Origin of the sequence: Acinetobacter sp. IK23 (genome assembly GCF_035615275.1) — a bacterium.
Taxonomy (GTDB): domain Bacteria; phylum Pseudomonadota; class Gammaproteobacteria; order Pseudomonadales; family Moraxellaceae; genus Acinetobacter; species Acinetobacter seifertii.
The window spans coordinates 105,569-124,017 of sequence record NZ_JANBNX010000003.1; the positions used below are offsets into that span (position 1 = coordinate 105,569).

At 40.6% G+C, this 18,449-nt stretch carries 14 protein-coding genes and 2 pseudogenes; 3 read left to right on the forward strand and 13 right to left on the reverse strand.

The genetic code is table 11. From position 1 onward, the window contains the following. Nucleotides 1-155: 155 nt before the first annotated feature. Nucleotides 156-1,571, reverse strand: a complete 1,416-nt coding sequence (gene eat, locus MSG95_RS03630; RefSeq protein WP_000664817.1) for an ethanolamine permease — start codon at nucleotides 1,569-1,571, stop codon at nucleotides 156-158. A 181-nt stretch (nucleotides 1,572-1,752) separates the two neighbouring features. Here eat and MSG95_RS03635 point away from each other — a divergent pair, with 181 nt between their 5' ends. The 3 genes from MSG95_RS03635 to MSG95_RS03645 all read left to right on the forward strand — a co-directional run bounded on the left by MSG95_RS03635 (nucleotide 1,753) and on the right by MSG95_RS03645 (nucleotide 5,497). Continuing rightward, entirely contained in the window at nucleotides 1,753-2,754 is a 1,002-nt protein-coding gene (locus tag MSG95_RS03635) for a phosphotransferase enzyme family protein (protein ID WP_000110158.1), read from the forward strand. A 74-nt stretch (nucleotides 2,755-2,828) separates the two neighbouring features. Beyond that, complete coding sequence (locus MSG95_RS03640) at nucleotides 2,829-4,154, forward strand: hypothetical protein (protein ID WP_001149040.1); 1,326 nt, start codon at nucleotides 2,829-2,831, stop codon at nucleotides 4,152-4,154. 308 nt (nucleotides 4,155-4,462) lie between these two features. Continuing rightward, nucleotides 4,463-5,497 carry an AraC-like transcriptional regulator QhpR gene (locus MSG95_RS03645; protein ID WP_000902934.1) on the forward strand — a complete coding sequence of 345 codons (1,035 nt, stop codon included), beginning with the start codon at nucleotides 4,463-4,465 and terminating at the stop codon, nucleotides 5,495-5,497. Between the two features lie 153 nt (nucleotides 5,498-5,650). On the opposite strand, the gene MSG95_RS03650 is transcribed toward MSG95_RS03645, so the two are convergent. From MSG95_RS03650 to mumR, 12 genes and pseudogenes are all read right to left on the reverse strand, one after another. Further along, entirely contained in the window at nucleotides 5,651-6,991 is a 1,341-nt protein-coding gene (locus tag MSG95_RS03650) for an aspartate aminotransferase family protein (protein ID WP_000537255.1), read from the reverse strand. Between the two features lie 235 nt (nucleotides 6,992-7,226). Next, nucleotides 7,227-7,811 carry a TetR/AcrR family transcriptional regulator gene (locus tag MSG95_RS03655; protein ID WP_000018734.1) on the reverse strand — a complete coding sequence of 195 codons (585 nt, stop codon included), beginning with the start codon at nucleotides 7,809-7,811 and terminating at the stop codon, nucleotides 7,227-7,229. A 709-nt stretch (nucleotides 7,812-8,520) separates the two neighbouring features. After that, a pseudogene (locus MSG95_RS03660) lies at nucleotides 8,521-8,978 on the reverse strand (Imm26 family immunity protein). 110 nt (nucleotides 8,979-9,088) lie between these two features. Further along, entirely contained in the window at nucleotides 9,089-9,319 is a 231-nt protein-coding gene (locus MSG95_RS03665) for a hypothetical protein (RefSeq protein ID WP_004835425.1), read from the reverse strand. A 269-nt stretch (nucleotides 9,320-9,588) separates the two neighbouring features. Further along, a complete protein-coding gene (locus tag MSG95_RS03670; protein WP_004835426.1) occupies nucleotides 9,589-9,915 on the reverse strand; it encodes a DUF6572 domain-containing protein in 327 nt (108 codons plus the stop codon). Nucleotides 9,916-10,027: 112 nt separating this feature from the next. Then, nucleotides 10,028-10,708, reverse strand: a pseudogene (locus MSG95_RS03675) (chloride channel protein); the annotation flags it as partial. 262 nt (nucleotides 10,709-10,970) lie between these two features. Next, nucleotides 10,971-12,689: an acetyl/propionyl/methylcrotonyl-CoA carboxylase subunit alpha gene (locus MSG95_RS03680; protein WP_077164517.1), complete on the reverse strand. Its 1,719-nt coding sequence runs from the start codon at nucleotides 12,687-12,689 to the stop codon at nucleotides 10,971-10,973. After that, on the reverse strand, nucleotides 12,689-14,272 hold the full coding sequence (locus MSG95_RS03685) for an urea amidolyase family protein (protein WP_324624516.1): 1,584 nt from the start codon (nucleotides 14,270-14,272) through the stop codon (nucleotides 12,689-12,691). The genes MSG95_RS03680 and MSG95_RS03685 overlap by 1 nt, the downstream gene beginning before the upstream one ends. Before the next feature lie 32 nt (nucleotides 14,273-14,304). Beyond that, nucleotides 14,305-15,120, reverse strand: a complete 816-nt coding sequence (locus tag MSG95_RS03690; protein ID WP_077164515.1) for a putative hydro-lyase — start codon at nucleotides 15,118-15,120, stop codon at nucleotides 14,305-14,307. 2 nt (nucleotides 15,121-15,122) lie between these two features. Further along, nucleotides 15,123-15,887 carry a LamB/YcsF family protein gene (locus MSG95_RS03695; RefSeq protein ID WP_077164514.1) on the reverse strand — a complete coding sequence of 255 codons (765 nt, stop codon included), beginning with the start codon at nucleotides 15,885-15,887 and terminating at the stop codon, nucleotides 15,123-15,125. A 34-nt stretch (nucleotides 15,888-15,921) separates the two neighbouring features. Next, nucleotides 15,922-17,175: an NRAMP family divalent metal transporter gene (locus MSG95_RS03700; protein WP_077164513.1), complete on the reverse strand. Its 1,254-nt coding sequence runs from the start codon at nucleotides 17,173-17,175 to the stop codon at nucleotides 15,922-15,924. Nucleotides 17,176-17,517: 342 nt separating this feature from the next. Next, nucleotides 17,518-18,429, reverse strand: a complete 912-nt coding sequence (gene mumR / locus MSG95_RS03705) for a LysR family transcriptional regulator MumR (RefSeq protein ID WP_077164512.1) — start codon at nucleotides 18,427-18,429, stop codon at nucleotides 17,518-17,520. Nucleotides 18,430-18,449: the final 20 nt, after the last annotated feature.

An 18,449-nucleotide genomic window follows, 5' to 3' on the forward strand; every position in this document is an offset into this window, starting at 1 on the left:
GCATGGGAACAAAAAATGTAAAAGCCTCCACATTGACAGCGAAAGTCCGAAGATGTGATCTTTTTACTGGCGAAAATAATTGATTCCATGAGCCAGATATAACTTATAAAAGCTAAAAAGAGGCCGAAGCCTCTTTATTTTCATTGCACTCAAACTCAGTCATCAATCATGGCGAACTCTTGTTCAGGCGTACCTTTCACCAAATGATGACGGCTATATAACAAGTAATAGAGTATAAATCCGACATAAATCAGCGCGGCCAATAACCAAACTTTTGGATTCACCATTAAACCTGCCACTACAGCAACAGCAGCAAGAATCAAAGCAATACAAGACGTCCATATTCCACCAGGCGTTTTATAAGGGCGTGGTAATTCAGGGCGAGACAAACGCAATTTAATATGTGAGAGCATCATCAACACATAAGAAATAGTTGCACCAAATACTGCCATTAAAATGAGTAAGTCACCCTCACCTGTTAAAGAGAGTAAGAAACCAATAATGCCCGGAATGATAATGGCCCAATATGGTGCTTTATTTTCATTGGTAAGCGATAAGTTTTTTGGTAAATATCCCGCACGTGACAATGCAAAAATCTGGCGTGAATATGCATAAATAATTGAGAAGAAACTTGCGACAAGACCCGCAAGACCGACAAAGTTAACAAAGCTTGCCAACCATGTGTGCTGACCATATACCGCAATAAGTGCATCAACTAAAGGTGCCCCTGAATTTTTTAAAGCATTTGAACCCGCTGCACCTGCTCCCAAAAATAAAATTAAAAGTGCAAACGATGCCAATATCAACATTGAACCGATCAAGCCACGTGGTAAAGAACGTACTGGATCTTTTGCTTCTTCGGCTGCCAGTGGGACCCCTTCAACTGCAAGGAAAAACCAGATGGCATAAGGTACTGCGGCCCATATTCCCATATAGCCAAACGGCAAAAAGCTACTTGCACCTGCATGAGAACTGACTGGAATATCAAACAAACGTGCGCTGTCAAAATGTGGAAGCATCGCAACGATAAATACAACCAGTGCAATACAAGCAACGGCGGTAATTCCAAACATGATTTTAAGCGCTTCACCTGCACCTTTGAGATGAATGCCCATAAAAACTAAATAGCAAATTAAATAAACAGCCCAGCCGCCAACTCCAAAGAGTGATTGGCAATATGACCCAATAAATACGGCAATGGCAGCAGGTGCAATTGCATATTCAATTAAAATCGCAGTCCCTGTGAGGTATCCTCCAAAAGGACCAAATGCAACGCGGGCAAAACTATAGCCACCGCCAGCAGTGGGCAACATCGTCGACATCTCAGACATTACAAAGCTCATGCAGAGATACATAAACGCGACGATGACTGTTGCAATAAAGAGTCCTCCCCAGCCGCCTTGAGCCAGCCCAAAATTCCAACCCGCAAAGTCACCCGAAATGACGTAAGAGACACCCAGCCCCACTAAAAGTAACCAACCTACTGCCCCCTTTTTTAACTGACGTTTTGCAAAATACTCTGCGTCCTGTTGTAGAGCACCAACATCTACGCTTAATTCAGACTCTTTCATTGTCGTATTGCCTTATCGACCAAATTTACACCACCAATAGTTGCGCAAAAGATATTCATAAAACTTGACAGCAAAACATCTCCCCGACCACTTGAAGTCAAGTTGATTCATTTTTTCTTTTATAAGATCGACGGCATCTCAACACAAAACGTGTTTAAAAATTAAATTGAGGAGATGGGTTATGTCTGTAGAACAAAATGAATTTTTAAGCCAAGTTCAATTACAAATACTGGCAGAACAAGCAATTAAGCAATATCCATCAGACTATCAAGGACAGGTCAAACTACTGTGTCAGTCTGAAAATGCAACGTTTCAGGTTTCGACTGGTTCTGCCCGATATGCACTTCGAATCCATCGTCCCAACTATCACAGCAAACTGGATATACAAAGTGAGCTTGAATGGTTAGATGCCTTAAATGCGAGTGGAATCCAAGTTCCTGTTGCGATTGCAGATCAATCGGGTGAACGCGTAATTACATTGAAACTATCGAATGATATTTGTCGTTATGCAGTCCTTTTCAACTGGGTTGAGGGCGATATGCCGACTGTTGAAGTTGACCCCACTGCATTTGAACAATTAGGACAAATTACCGCAAAGTTGCACGTACATAGTAAGACATGGCAAGCGCCTGAAAACTTTCAACGTATTGTGTGGAACCATGAAACTATGGTCGGTGCAGATGGACACTGGGGAAACTGGAAAAATGCACCTCATTTAAGACCACAAGATCACGGCGTGATTGAAGAAGCCATTGCACAGATTTCGAAAGATTTAAATTTCTTTGGTAAAACTCAAGAACGTTATGGCCTGATTCATGCCGATTTGCGTTTAACCAATTTATTACTACAACAAGAACGTATCGGCGTGATCGATTTTGATGACTGCGGCATGAGCTGGTTTATGCATGACCTCGCCGCTGCAATTAGCTTCAATGAACATTATGCAAATGCGCCGCATTGGGTTGATTACTGGTTAAAAGGCTACGAGCGCGTAGGTCATATTCAGTCTGAAGAATATGAAATGATTCCGACTTTTATTATGCAACGCCGCATTCAAATGATGGCTTGGAATGGTTCTCACGCACAAACAGAAATGGCTCAAAGTCTTGGCGATCAATGGTCCAATGAAACTGTGCGTCTTTGTAAAAAATATCTAAACGGACAAATGCCTGTCGGACTTTGAAAAGTGATTTAGATCGCTTTTCTTCATTTTCAATTTTTAGTTTTTAAATTTTATAGAATTTAAAGGAAGGGTTTATGCAAGCTACCCATCAACTGAGCAAAGTTGCCAAAGCACTATTACTCACCAGTAGTCTGGCAAGCATGATTGCCCTAAGCGCATGTAACTACAACCCTGTACAAAACACATCTCCCCCAGTCGCTATTCAAAAAAAGGAATATATACAAAAAGGTCAATGGGACGCTTTTAACTTTGACCAACTTAACCAATTAATTGCTACCTATGGAAAAGATAGCCCAAACTACAATCCTGACAAGCGCCCGTATATTGTCACTGACTTTGACAATACCTCGGTATTTTTAGACATCGAAGAAGCAACTTTAATTTATCAGCTTGAACACTTAGCATTTAATGTCACGCCAGAGCAGCTAAATCAGATTATTCGTAAAGGAATTAGCTCGAAAAATTTTGAAGCGGCCTACAATAACCAGCAAGGCCAAGCCGTCAATATTGATAAAATTGCCCCAGATATTATTGCCAGCTACTCATGGCTTTATCACCACTATAGCGGTCTAAAAGGTAAGCAAAGTCTCGATCAAATTAAACAAGATCCGCATTATCTCGATTTCATTACTAAAATGAGGTATCTATATGCGGCGATTGGAGACACCTTTGATCATGAAGTTGCATATCCGTGGGTCACTTATTTATTTACTGGGCTTACCGAACAACAAGTCCGTAATTTGGTGAAAGCAACGGTGGCTTGGCAAATGCAGCAACCGATTGGACCTGTAACATGGACCTCTCCCGCAGCGCTTTCAGGCCAAGCAGGTGTTGTGAAAACTACTTGGGAAAATGGTTTAAGACCATACCGAGAAATGCAAAATCTATTTAAGGCCTTTCAGGACAATGGCATTGATGTCTATGTCTGCTCGGCATCTTTTATTGATGTGATTAAGGAAATTATTTCTAATCCAGAGATCGGCTATAACATTAATGAAAAAAATGCCTACGCGATGGAGTTGGAACGAGATGCACAAAATCGAATTTTACCCGAGTTTCGTCATGGCTATGCGCAAACTCAAGGTAAAGGCAAAACCGCAACCATCCAGCGTTTTTTAGTCTCTAAATATGGTTACGGGCCAATTTTTATCGCAGGTGACAGTGAAGGCGATCAAAATATGATGCAAGATTTTGAGGCGACTCAGAAGGTTCTGATTATCAATCGATTGCGCAGCCCAAGCTCTGATATTGGAAAGTTTTCTCAGCAGGCTGTGCAGGGCTATGGTCAAGCCAATCCTAAATTTTTACTGCAAGGCCGCGATGCCAATACAGGTCAATTTAGACCTTCAATGGCCAGTTTAAGTTATGGCGCGCAAACGGCAAAAACTACAAAAAATTAATATTTCACTTATTTTCTCATGCCTACAATACATGTTGTATGCATGAGAAGCTGCTTAATTTCTTGTTTGAGTTCTGCCCTTTTTGCCTATCTCTAATGCATTTTCTGCCTTCTTTTAGTTCGCTAACCAACCTTAAATACAATGATTGATCTTTTCTTAAAGAATCAAAACTGAAACCTAAAACAGCAAAACATAAGTCATTATTTTATAAATACTTTTAATCACACAAAATCATGGATGTAAGCAAAAACTGGTATGGCTTTTGCTTAATATAATAATAGTTAGGAATAAATATTATGAGACTTGACATGTTACATCTCAATCCAGCTCATCACGTCGATTCAAATATGTGTAATCAAGGTGTATTGTCTGCGGCTGCATCTGGATTAAGCGAGTTTATTTGTCAAAAAGGTGCCGATGTTGATCGTGTTTTAGGAATTAGTGGTATTAATCCTGAACTTTTAATCAGCCCAACTTTGAGCTTACAACTCCCAAATTATTGCAAGGTGCTTGAACAGGCAGCACTGGTTTCTGGTTGTGATAATTTTGGTCTGCATTATGGTCAACAGTTTCAACCGAAATCATTAGGGCTCATTGGTTACATTGGTCTTTGCTCAAATACATTAGAGTCTGCACTGATGAACATGACCAATAATTTTTATTTGCATCAGAAAGATACCCTCAATCGAATGGTCGATTTAGGAGATAGCTGGCGTATAGATTATCAAGTTCAACACGGCGCAATTTTAACGCGCCGCCAAGATGCAGAACTCACCATGGGCATGTTTATGAATGTGATTCGTGAAGTGATGGGTCCTCATTATTCACCACGTGCCATTCACTTTGAGCATACTCGACCTGAATTCTGGCAAGAACACAGCAAACTATTTAACGCGCCTGTTTATTTTGATCAACCTTTTAACTCCATCATCATTTCAAAAAAAGACGTCCAGCATACTATGCCGGGGCGTGATTCTATTTTATTAACAGTGATTCTAGATACGTTGCACCTACTCAATCGCGCGTCACCAAGTCAAAGTCTTGCAGATCAGGTTCGCTCTCACATCCAACTTGAACTGAGTGAAGGTGAACCCAACCTTGAAAAAATTGCTCATGATATTGGTTTAACGAGTTGCACCCTTACCCGCCGTTTAAAAAATGAAGGACTCACCTTTACCCATTTAGTTGATCAAGTGCGTTGTGAGTTGGCCGAACATTATATTAAACAGAAAAATATTCCAATTTCAGAAATGGCATTCCTGCTAGGTTACTCAGAAGTAAGTGCTCTATCTCGTGCGTTTAAACGCTGGTTTGGTGTTACACCACGTCAATTAAGACACTAAAACATTGCAAATACAGGCCTTGAATAAAGGCCTTTTTATTATTTAAGCAATTCGAGATAAATTCTAAAGACACATAAGATCATTGAACAACAAAATACCCTTCAAATTAGATTTAACATCCAACTTGAAGGGTATGTTTTATATTTAAGTGACTTACTTTAATTTTGTTAAGGCTTGATCTAAAGCGCCAACTAACCAATCGATATCTTTTATTTGGAAAGCCAAAGGTGGGCGCAGTTTTAATACATTGCCATAAGGACCTGCAACTGAGGTTAAAACTCGATGAGTGTTTCTGAGTTCTTCAATAAGGTTCAAAGCCAATGCTTTATTCGGCTCTTTTGTGGCTCTATCTTTAACCAGTTCAAACCCTATAAACAGACCAGCGCCACGGACATCGCCGACCATCTCATGTTTGTCCATAAGTTTAGTGAGTTCTTTGAGAAGTAGCCCTCCCACATATTTACTATGGGTTTGCAATTCTTCTTCCTGAATAACTTTAAGTACAGCCTGTGCCGCTGCCATAGAAACAGGATTACCGCCAAAAGTATTAAAATATGGAATTTTATCGCTAAAAGCAGCAAGGACTTCACTCTTGGCTAAAAGTCCTGACACTGGCACTCCGTTACCCATTGGCTTACCTGTGGTAATAATATCAGGCACAACATTGTGACGACCAAAGCCCCAGAAAGAATCGCCAGTGCGCGCAAAACCCGGTTGTACTTCATCGGCAATAAAAATACCGCCATTGGCATGCACAACATCAACTGCTTTTTGTAAGAACCCAACAGGATTAGGCATGACTCCGTCAGAAGAAAATATTGAGTCCGCTAAAAAACCTGCAAACTTGATGCCTTTTGCATTCATATCGTCAATTTGCTGTTGGATTTGCTGCGCGAACCATGTGCCCAAATCATCAGTTTGTATTCGATAATAATCGGGTGCCGGAACTAGACGAGTTGTCGCATCTAAAGGCTGCTCAGTTCCAAGTGCCGGAGAGCATCCTGAGGTTAAGCTACTGGTTCCATGATACGACTCTTGAGACACAATAATTCCTGTACCGCCACTATATTCACGGGCAATACGAATCGCTAAATCATTCGCTTCCGAGCCAGTACACATATACATGGCACGGTCAATTTCATCGGGAGTGGTTTGTAAAAGTTCTTCGGTATAATCCAAAATATTTTCATGTAAATAACGGGTATGGGTATTGAGCATTTTCATTTGCTCATTTACTGCTTCAATCACTGCAGGATGACAATGACCAATGCTGGCAACATTGTTGTAAACATCTAGATATTTATGACCTGCTGCATCCCATAAATATTGCCCCTGTCCTTTTACCAGATGCACGGGATTACGATAAAACAAGCGATAGGATTCACCTAAAATTTTATTTCTTTTATCGGTCAGTTTGCGGGTAGCATGGTCCAGCTCAGCAGCATGTTCTGGACGAAAGCTATTGGTATCCATAATGGTTGAACGCGTACCCATGAATGACTCCTCTATTTATATTCAGCATACTTTTGCGTGACACGATGACTGATGTAGGCAACTCATACGCTAATTCGACATATTTCAGTATTTGATTGAAGTTACGCAAACCATATTGCTGAAGTCTCTTTAAAAAAACTTGACCTCAGACCACTTAAGCCACAATTTGAAGTCAACTTATTACTCTGTTATTGCAACGCTCAAAGCTCATCTAATCGCTATTTATCATTAGGGCTTATACTTCCCGTAATCGTGGGCTAGAGTTTCTAACAAAAGAATTTAAAAAATAATCCAATACTACATCTCTTTCTTCCAAACCTTGCGAGCCTAAAACCTGAAACAGTAAACCATCTATCAGGTTTACCACCATGTTGGCATCGAATTGTGGCTCACGGATTTCTCCGCTAAAAATCAGATCAAAAATTTCATGGCGCAGCCACTTTCGGTACTCAACCGCCATACGGTAAGCCTGCGGATGAAGTAGTTTTATTTCAAAAATAGCTTTAAGTAAAAGGTTATAGAGGCTGTTTAAATTGGTATGTAAGATAATAATTTCTTTGAGTTTATATTTTGACGCGTAATAACAGCTTGAGTAAATAATAGCGAGCACTTTCTCTCGGAGCAGGCTTTTTTGAAAGGCGATGCACATTTCAACTAAGCGTTCTTTTGAGCCAAAATATTTATAAAACGTAGATTTAGTGATTTGGGATTGTTTAGCAATCAGGTCTACACCTACAGTGTGAAAGCCACGAGTGGTAAAGAGTTGGATTGCGGTTTGAACAACCTGTATTTTTTTGGAAGAGATTTCTAAATGAGACATAATTTTTCCGTTTTAAATTCTTGTTGTTTCTAAATGAGATAAAAAGCCTGTGCCCTTTTTGGGAGAAAAAAAGGCACAGCAAAGCCGTAAAGACTGTGCTTGGCACATCTCAAGTTTGTTGTTGCTAAGTTTTAAATAAAAAAGACTTAAAGCCTGAAAACCTTAGGGCGTTCAAGCTGCTTTAATTTTTAAGCTGTGTCGTTATAGCTTTTGGCATTGAGAGCCAAGAAATAATGGATGTGCAAAGCCAACTCCTTTTTATTGGGAGTTCTGCCGACATGAATAGAAATTATGGTGGCAGAACGGAAGAGGGTTCGCGGACTGGGAAAGATAACCAGCACACCCGAAGGTGTCCCACTCCCGTCCTACCGCAACGGGAGGAGACTAGGAGTAACACATAAGAGTATCCCTCAGACGGAATAACTCTGATGCGATCTTTCACTACGGTCCGCGACGACCGACTGGCAATGTAGGCCAGCAGGCAAAGAATAGTGCCCAACCCTTTTGCAGTCAAGCACACAAAATGCCATTTGTTTTAAATTAAATCATTAGAAAAGTAAGGCTAAATAATGGGTGGGTTATTGTTAAGTGGGGGGTTATAGAGGGGGATTTTTAGGCTTAATGCGGCGCTAATTTTGAAATGTAAGTTGGAAATTAGAGATTTATTATCTCTATAATACAGCTTCGTTCCCCGTATCAGAATACTTACTTAAGGCTTTGGTTTTAAATCTTCAACCCATACATTAGGTACACCTGAAAAATAATCTCTCAATCTATCTTCCACATGCTCTGGCTCCCAGACCGCTGCACATTCTAAATTCTTAATTTCCTCATATGTTGCAGGCAGAATATTACCTTGGTGATAAATTGAGAACTCCTTGGTAATCACATCCTGCATGAAATATTTATTTGGTATCGCCAAATCTGCCTCAATAGGCTTATTGTCAATCACTACCCATTGACCAGAAGTAATAGCATATTTCATTACGGGCAATCGAAATAATTCTTTTGCTGAATAAATCTTATCGAGACCAAGACTAGAAATATTATCTGTAAAAAAGTCATAAAAAAGTGTTCCTCATTATTTATGACCCGACCAAATGCATATTGACCATTTTTTAAGTCAATTTGTAATAAAGCACCCTCTTTAAACCTTTGCTTTTTCATGTATTAAACCCCTTGTACGCTCAGTGTCATAATACTTTTAAGTGAGTCCTAATTAATAATTACCCCCATATTTCCCGCTTGATATCTGATACGCAATCTCCTTTAATATTTTAACTAGATAACATAAATTGATTGAATAACTCTTTAACCTCTGAAGCAGTGTTTGTTTTACCAAAAAAGAATGAAACTTGATTTGTTTCAAGTTTTATATGGAAAAGTACAGAATGCTTTTCTGTTAGAAAATCTTCAAATTGATCTGCAAGCTCCAAATTTCGACAAACTAGTATTACGCCGTATTCAGGATCTTCCATAATTTGTACATTAGAAATTAGGTTATTCATTTACTACTGCTCTAAAGTTAGATCGCGTTTATATCCTTTACTCTTAGGATGAATGTTGGTGAATATGTTTATTTATTAATTTTATAAATAGCTTAATCATCAAGCTTAGGGAAAAGATTTGATCCTCTGTTCGAAAGAGTCAGGTTCCTATGCCAAGATGGGTGAGGGAATAGAAATAGTTTTACTAAAAAGCAAAGCTATTAAAGCTTTGCTTTCTTTGGCTCAACGAGTCATATAATGATCAAACTCAGGTCTGTAATAACAATAAATTACGACCCGATGACTAGCTTAGAAAATTGAAATTTTATGCCTATACTACTCAAAAAATTTTTAATCTTATCCATAAATTTAAGATCAGTCACAAGCGGATCGAAACGATAAATAAGTTCTATAACAAATTTTTTACCAACAGCTTGTTCATACTTTTCATAAATATCACCACTCTCAATGAAATCAATATACTTATTTATTTTTTCTTGCAGCATATAAAGATGCTCATCATCCCCCCATACCAAATGATCAGAGATCGTTAACACTATATCCCCCTCTGGACTAGTGCTAATAAAATCTATACTTTCCAAATTATCTACTGACATAATTTCCTCTTACTTATTTTGGCCGAACAATTTCTATTTTTGTCGGTGGAATAATTGTACCCTCTGGAAAATCTGGTTTACCTTTACCAACTACAACTGCCCCTGACCGCTCAATCTCGCTCATGAGCGTGCCAAAATGAATGGCTGGAAACTCACTTATGACGTAAAAAACATGTGGATGAACTATATCGAATAGCTCAGGAATGGTCGAAGCAATCAGAGCTGACACAAAACATGGAAAAATAGCTGAGTATCTTAAATTACCTAAAGCGGTAATTTCTAAACCATAGATTGCACCAGCCATAGGCAAACCAAACACGCCAGCAAAACCAGCACCAATACTGGCGATTAAACAGATTTTGCGATTGTCTTCCGAGATTTTTAAAATATGACTTAAGTGGTCAATTAAAGCACCTGAAAGCTGAACCGCTGGTGCCTCACGCCCTGCCGAACCACCAAATAACTGCGTTAAAATTGATGTAATAAAAATGATGGGGCTCATTCGTTTTGGAATGAAGGACTTGGGCTGATGAATCTCATCTATGAGTAAATGTGTTCCGCGTTCAATGGGCGATCCATATTTTTTAATGAGATAACCAATACCAAAACCCACAAAAGGCAAAAAGTAGATGAGCCAATGATGCAAACTTCTGACTTTATTTGAAATATCAAAAGCCACAAAAATTGAGGTCGATGCCAGCCCCGCGACGACTCCAATCACAATGGATATGACGAGCCAATAAACACTGTATTTTAGAATTTGATCATATTCAGATGAAGGTAGAATTTTCATTCGCTTTCTTCAATTCGCCTTTGAGTGAGTGCCAAATTCTCAAATTATTTTTTATGCAGCCAGCTCATTAAGTGAGAAATGCTTAAACTGGGCTAAAAATTAAAGCTCGCATAAGCGAGCTTTAAATACAGTGATCAATATTTATATCACTTAACTGTGATAAATATCTCATAACCAGTACAGGCTTTCAAGTTGAAATTGGTTAATGAAAGGTTAAAACCATCGACTCAATTAATTAATAAACAATCAATAAAGTAAATACTTAATTAATACTCGCAATCACGGTTTCAGCATGGCAGGTCGCACCCTTCTCTGCGCTAATCTGAATCACACCACTACGGTGTGCCAGTACCTGCACTTCCATTTTCATGGCTTCCATAATGGCAACTACTTGCCCTTCGGTCACTTGCTCACAATTTTCGACTTTCCAAGTGCTAATCACACCATTAATTGGGGCAAGTAAATGCTCGGCACTTACTTCTGGTTCAGCGGTTTGAGCTTGAACTGAGGTTGCTGGGCCTTGTGCAAACATGCCCGCAGGTAAACCTAAACGGTGTAACTTGCCATCAATTTCAATGTAGCTGAGTAGCATTGGTTGTTGATGGTTTGGAATACCACGTTTAGTCGGCTTTAACTCTTGTTTAAAGTCATTTTCAATCCAACGCGTGTGTACATTAAATTCTTCGGTAAAGTCAGGCTCGTTGAGTACCGCACGGTGAAAGTCTAAAACTGATGCTACACCTTCAATTTTAAATTGTTTTAAAGCACGTTTAGCGCGAGCAATTGCAACCTCACGAGTTGGGCCAGTCACAATCAGTTTTGCCATGAGTGAGTCAAAGTGACTCGACACTAATGATCCAGTACGAACACCTGTGTCGACTCGTACACCGTTACCAAACGGTGCTTCAAATAAACTCAATACACCAAAGGCTGGAATAAAACCACGTGCTGGGTCTTCGGCATTTATACGAAACTCAATCGCATGACCTTGTGCTTTTGGTGTTTCTTTAATCGAAAGCTCATGGCCCTGTGCCACGCGAATTTGCTCAACCACCAAATCGACTTTTGAAGTTTCTTCAGTCACTGGGTGTTCAACTTGCAAACGCGTATTTACTTCTAAGAATGAAAGCTTGCCATCACGACTCAGTAAGTATTCAACTGTTCCTGCACCCACGTAGTTTGCAGCCTGACAGATATTTTTTGCTGAGCTTAAAATTTGCTGGTAAATCTCATCGCTAATAAATGGCGCTGGTGCTTCTTCGACTAACTTTTGGTTACGGCGTTGCAACGAGCAATCACGTGTACCAAGTACCACAATATTGCCATGTTGGTCGGCTATGACTTGTGCCTCTACATGGCGCGGTTTATCGAGATATTGCTCGACAAAACATTCACCACGACCAAAGGCAGCTTTTGCCTCGCGTACTGCCGACTCATAAAGCTCTTTCACTTCTTCAAGTTTCCACGCAACTTTTAAGCCGCGCCCACCACCACCGAACGCCGCTTTAATGGCAATCGGTAAACCAAACTGTTTAGCAAACTCTAAAGCTTCATCTGCATTGTTGAGTGGATCTTGCGTACCTTGAACTAACGGTGCACCAACTGAAGCAGCAATTTTACGCGCTTCGATTTTATCGCCTAGTTTTTCAATGGCACTTGGAGATGGCCCTACCCATTTTAAACCCGCATCAATCACGGCTTGGGCAAACTCAGCACGTTCAGATAAAAAGCCATAACCGGGATGTACCATCGTCGCTTTTGATTTCTTAGCAACTTCAATAATGGCAGGAATATTTAGGTAAGTCTCGCTAGCAGTTGCACCGGCCAAGCCCCATGCTTCATCTGCAAGTTCGACATGCATGCTGCCAATATCATCATCTGCATATAACGCGACCGATGAAATGCCCATATCACGGCAAGCATGAATAATACGAACAGCAATTTCACCACGGTTAGCAATCAATAATTTTTCTGTATTCATCATTCATTCTCAAAATCTGTAAATTCGGCAATTTTTTTAAATTTGATGCGGCAACCTGCCGGAATCTGTGCCACCAAGCCCCAATGGTGTTTAGCAACAGAGCCAATGACCGGATAGCCACCCGTTAAAGGGTGATCATTCATGAACAAAACGGGTTGACCACTCGGTGGAATCTGCAAAGCACCAATGCATGTACCTTCACTTTCCAACTCGTAGGTAATTTTGCGAGTTAAAGCCTGCTCACCTGAAAGTCTTAGGCCGACGCGGTTGCTTTCATTGGTTACCAGCCATTCTTGCTGACAGAGTAGTTCAATACTGTCTTGTTCGAACCAGTCAGTGCGTGGCCCCATCACAATATCTAGCTCGACCACTTCGCCAGCTTTTGGTAAGTCGCTTTTGCCCACTTCATTTACATTAATGTTGGTAGCCTTCACCTGTCCTTGATAAATGGTATCTCCAAGCTTTAAAGGCTCTGGCCCTAATACCGCCAAACTGTCAAACGAAGCACTATTGAGTACTGGTTCAACATCTATACCACCACGAACTGCCAGATAGTTTCTTAAGCCTGCTGTCGGTGGCTGAATTTGAAATTCATCGCCTTCATCTAGATCAATCGGTTGATAGCTTGCAAAGTCTGCGGTTTGACCGTCAGCAAATTTCACACGAATGTTTGAAATAGCACCAGCAACTGCAATGACGCCTGCATGCTGCATTTTGGCTTTTAGGCCGCCATTTAAAACTTCAATGACGGGTGTAGCGGTTGGGTTACCCACAATACGGTTAGCACTATGCATGGCAGATAAGTCCATTGCACCTGCTACACCAACCCCAATATTGGTCTGGTTTAGGCGCCCTTCATCTTGAATAAGCATTTGTAAACTTGGCGCAGTGATCGTAAATAGTGGCGGAGATTGTTTCGGCTCAACCTTACGAGTAATTTGCTGCGGTACAGACACAGTAGTTGGACGATGCGTAACATCTTCAAAATGTACAGTCATACCCGGTAACAGCAATGCAGGATTTTTACGCTCTAAATCCCACATTTTTTCTGATGTAGTCCCAATCAGCTGCCAGCCACCAGGACTGTCTTTTGGGTAAATACCAGAGTATTTTCCAGCCAAACCCAAAGAGCCTGACGGTATTTTTTTACGCGGAACCGTTAAGCGTGGAATATCGGTAAAAGGCTTATCGGGACTACTTATATAAGCAAAGCCCGGCGCAAAGCCAATAAAAGCCACATTCCATACGCTTTCGTGGTGTTTTCTAATTACATCAGCCACAGACAAACCTTGGAACTCAGCAACCTGCGCAAGGTCTTCGCCGTTATAGCAAATCGGCACAATCACTTCTTGGCCACTACGCTCAAATCCAGAATCAACTTTGAGGCTCTGAATTGAAGTAACCAGCGTTTTAAAGTTAGTTTCGATTTCGTTGAAAAAAACCAAAATTGTTTTTGCAGCAGGGACTAAGTCTTTAATTCCATTCAATTGCGTATTTTGCAATTTATTGTATAACGCCAAAGTTTCCTCTAAGCTCGCAAGCTCAATTAGAAAACAATCGGCGTTTACCGATAAAAAACGCATTTGCTTATCCTTTTAATTCTTCTTTAGTCCAGTTAGCCAATCCAAGCACGGTCAGGAATGTCGGTAATAAACATATGACCCGGTGCATGACTAATCGCAAAAGGAATTTTCGAATTCATAACGGCAGCTTGCGGCGTTACGCCACACGCCCAAAACACTGGAATTTCACCCGCTTCAATACGAGAAGCATCGCCAAAGTCTGGCTTATTTACATCCGAAATTCCTAAGCTTTCAGGGTGACCAATATGTACAGGCGCGCCATGTACACTCGGCATACGTGCTGTAATTTTTACCGCTTCACTAATTTGATGCGATGGAATTGGTCGCATTGAAACCACCATATTTCCTGAAATACGCCCCGCTGGTTCACACTTTATATTGCTTAGATACATCGGCACATTGGTGTCGTCATGAATGTGGCGAACTTCAATACCTGCTTCTTGCAAAGCTGTTTCAAAAGAAAAGCTACAACCAATTAAGAAAGTCACCAAATCAGGATGAGCGTTATAAATCTCTCTTGCATCGGTCACTTCATCGACCATTTCGCCATCTTTCCAAACGCGATAACGAGGGAAGTCAGTTCGGATATCTGAATCTGCCGCAAGCTTAGTTGCATAGATACCTTCTTCGAGCACATCAAGCACTGGGCAGCTTTGCGGGTTACGGTGTGCATAGAGTAAAAAGTCATATGCCCACTCTTTTGGCACCGAAATCATGTTGACCTGCGTCATGCCCGCAGCCATGCCTGCTGTCGGTTTATCAAAACCTGCACGAATTTTTAAACGCGCATCTAAAGCGGCTTCAAGCTGAGCTGGGTCGACTTTAATATCCTTATACATTGTGCTCATCCTTATGCTTTATTTACAAACGGGCGAATTTCAATATTGTTTTTTACAAGCTCGGCTTTAATGGCAGCCGACATCTCTAGCGCACCATCGGTGTCGCCGTGTAAGCAAATGGTGTCGGCTTGAATTGGGGTAAATACACCGTCAATTGACTCAACTCCACCATTTTTGAGCATAGACACCACACGGCTCGCAACAAATGCCGAGTCGTGTAAAACCGCACCTTCTAGACGGCGAGACACCAATGAACCATCGCTGTTATATGCACGGTCAGCAAATGCTTCTGATACAACTTTTAAACCAGCCGCACGTGCTTGCTCGACTAAGTTCGACCCAGCCAAAGCCACTAAGACCAGTTCAGGGTTATACATTTTAATCGCATCAATCACGGCTGCTGCTTGAGCTTGATCATGGGCAATGGTGTTGTAGAGCGCGCCGTGTGGTTTAACATATTGTACTTTTGAGCCCGCCACTTTCGCCAAGCCATCGAGTGCAGAAATTTGGTAAAGCACATCGGCCATCAGTTCGTCACGTGACAAATCCATATTACGGCGGCCAAAGCCTACAAGGTCTGGATAAGACACGTGAGCACCAATAGTCACGCCAAGCTCAACGGCTTTACGAACCGTTTTTAAAATGCCGAGTGGGTCGCCCGCATGAAAGCCACAAGCAATATTGGCACTGGTCACGACAGGTAAAATCTGGTCATCATTACCCATTTTCCATGAACCAAAGCTTTCACCCAAATCACTATTTAAATCTACAAACATGGCATTATTCCTTTATCACTTCACGCAGTCTGGCTTAAAGCTTGGTCAAATAGTTAAACACAGTCGTAAACGACATGTAGCCCATCCACCACGTTAACAGACATGTTAACCCACCCAAAATAAGCAACCATTTTGGATAGTTATAATTACCCATCAAATCTTTACGGCACGCGGCAACATACACAAAAATTGTAAGACCAATTGGCAACACCAATCCGTTAAAACCACCGACAAAAATGAGTAGACCTGCCGGAGTTGCACCCAATAACACATAGAGCAATAAAGCCAATGCGATAAAGGTAATGGTCGTATAGTTGGTTTGTTTTGGTGTTAAGTTCTTTTTAAACGCAGTAAAGAATGACACTGAAGTATATGCTGCGCCAATGGTGCTACTAATACCCGCTGCCCAGAAAATTAAACCAAATAATTTAAAACCAAATGTACCTGCTGCATATTGGAATGCTTGAGCTGCCGGATTGGCGTCATGGCTGGCTAAATCAATGGTTGCACCGCTCACCACCACACCTAAAAACGCTAAAAACAATACGTAGCGCATGATGCCGACCACAACAATGCCCTTGGTCGCAGCTTTAGCAACTTCATCAATATTTTCAGGGCCAACAGCACCTTTATCGAGTAAACGGTGTGCACCCGCATAGCAGATATAGCCACCAACCGTACCGCCAACAATGGTGGTAATAATGGCAAAGTCGATCTGATCTGGCGCAAAGGTTTGATGTATAGCTTGCCCAACAGGAGGCATCACAATGACAGCAACAATAATAATCAGCAGGATTTTAAGCAATCCCAACACGATCATGCTTTTATCCATGGCAAGCGTTGCTTTTCTTGATGCAAAAATCAAAATGGCTAATGCACCACTTAAAATACCGCCCCACTTTGTGTCTAGGCCAAAAAGCGCATTTAAACCTAAAGCTGCACCGGCAATATTACCGACACTAAAGAAAAAACCGCCCAAAATCACCAGAAACGCGAGTAAATAACCACTACCCGGTAATGCCTTATTGGCAATATCTGATGCACGCATTTGAGTGAGTGTTACTACTCGCCAAATGTTTTGTTGAACGACATAATCAATGAGAATGGAAACTAAAATTGCAAAGCCAAATGCAGCGCCTAACTTCACTGTAAATACAGCAGTTTGGGTTAAAAATCCTGGCCCCATTGCAGAGGTCGCCATCATAAAGATTGAGGCTACAATGGCCCATTGGCGATCTGATAAAAAAGAAGATTTTAGTAAAGACATATTAATGCGTTCCTCATCCATTTGAGCTTAACAACGCTATTTCAAGTTGAACCAAGAACACCATTTTTTGTCCCAAACGATATTCTTTAATCCTTTAAAATGACAAAGATTCCCTATTCCCCAATCAACTTAATCGGTGATCAAATCTTGTATCTCAAATAAAAACATAGCTCGTCCCTACGGACAATAAGACTTTTTACATAAATTAAAATTTATAAGTATTTAATTTTTATTATTTTTTGATTTAATTGAAACTCAGGATAAATTTTACTTATCGAAGCACATAAGCTGCTTTTATGACTTTGCATACAAGCAGCGATAATTTAGAGAAGAAAAATGAGATGAAAAGATTACCAACTCTGCTTATTTTTTAATTTGCTCATTCAGCCTTTTCATGGCACTCGCCGAGACTTTAACAGCAACCTCAGTTAATTTTTCTTTCAAGGCAATATCATTCCCGTGAATATAAATAGACGTGAAATGAAAAGTTTTTAAGCGAATAGGTGTATTTAATATTTCCAGACGACCATCGGTAATTTCCTTTAAAGCCGTTAAAGTTGGCACTACCGCAATACCTAAGCCTTGCTCGGCGAGACGCAATAAAGTCGCTAAAGAATAGCTAGTAATTGACAGTGGTTCATCAATCCCTTTTTCTTTCATTTTGGCCTTTAATTCTTTATAGGGATAGGTAATTTTTGGATAAGTTAAAATGGTATGCGACATTAAGGCTTTAAAAGACATTTGTCCAATTCCACCTTTAAACGATGGTGCTGCCAAGAAACTCAGTTCAAAGTTACAAAGGGACTGCTCAATACATTCAAAAGCCAAGGTTGGGCCAAGTAAAAAGGCCATATCCAAGTCACCTGTACGAACGCCTTCTTGTAAATTAGGTGTCAGGTCAACCACAATTTCGACCGAAACTTTTGGAAATTCTTGTTGAACTTTTTCGATATATTCAACGAGCCACGTATACACAATGGTTTCGGAAACGCCTAAACGAATGGTTCCCGTCAGGTGCTGGTTTTCGGTAAGCTCTGCGACTAGATCGGTTTCTAAACGCATAAACTTTTCAGCATATTTAAATAAGGTCATGCCTTTATGGGTCAGTTTAAACTGCCGCAAGCTTCGGTCTAAAACCTTAAAACCTAATTCATTTTCAAGAGATGTGATTTTTTGAGAGACAGCAGGTTGCGTCGTTTGTAATTTAATTGCCGCCTTATTGAAGCTATTTAACGTCACAACCCAATAAAATGCTTCAAGATTCTTTAAATTCACGTTTCATCCTGTCTTAAAAA

Bases quoted from the DNA above. Each gene is read 5' to 3' on its own strand.
- MSG95_RS03645 (WP_000902934.1), top strand. From the start codon at position 4,463: ATGTTACATCTCAATCCAGCTCATCACGTCGATTCAAATATGTGTAAT.
- MSG95_RS03665 (WP_004835425.1), bottom strand. From the start codon at position 9,319: ATGAATAACCTAATTTCTAATGTACAAATTATGGAAGATCCTGAATAC.
- MSG95_RS03680 (WP_077164517.1), bottom strand. From the start codon at position 12,689: ATGAATACAGAAAAATTATTGATTGCTAACCGTGGTGAAATTGCTGTT.
- MSG95_RS03695 (WP_077164514.1), bottom strand. From the start codon at position 15,887: ATGTTTGTAGATTTAAATAGTGATTTGGGTGAAAGCTTTGGTTCATGG.
- MSG95_RS03640 (WP_001149040.1), top strand. From the start codon at position 2,829: ATGCAAGCTACCCATCAACTGAGCAAAGTTGCCAAAGCACTATTACTC.
- MSG95_RS03650 (WP_000537255.1), bottom strand. From the start codon at position 6,991: ATGGGTACGCGTTCAACCATTATGGATACCAATAGCTTTCGTCCAGAA.
- MSG95_RS03690 (WP_077164515.1), bottom strand. From the start codon at position 15,120: ATGAGCACAATGTATAAGGATATTAAAGTCGACCCAGCTCAGCTTGAA.
- eat (WP_000664817.1), bottom strand. From the start codon at position 1,571: ATGAAAGAGTCTGAATTAAGCGTAGATGTTGGTGCTCTACAACAGGAC.
- MSG95_RS03655 (WP_000018734.1), bottom strand. From the start codon at position 7,811: ATGTCTCATTTAGAAATCTCTTCCAAAAAAATACAGGTTGTTCAAACC.
- MSG95_RS03685 (WP_324624516.1), bottom strand. From the start codon at position 14,272: ATGCGTTTTTTATCGGTAAACGCCGATTGTTTTCTAATTGAGCTTGCG.
- MSG95_RS03635 (WP_000110158.1), top strand. From the start codon at position 1,753: ATGTCTGTAGAACAAAATGAATTTTTAAGCCAAGTTCAATTACAAATA.
- MSG95_RS03700 (WP_077164513.1), bottom strand. From the start codon at position 17,175: ATGGATGAGGAACGCATTAATATGTCTTTACTAAAATCTTCTTTTTTA.
- MSG95_RS03670 (WP_004835426.1), bottom strand. From the start codon at position 9,915: ATGTCAGTAGATAATTTGGAAAGTATAGATTTTATTAGCACTAGTCCA.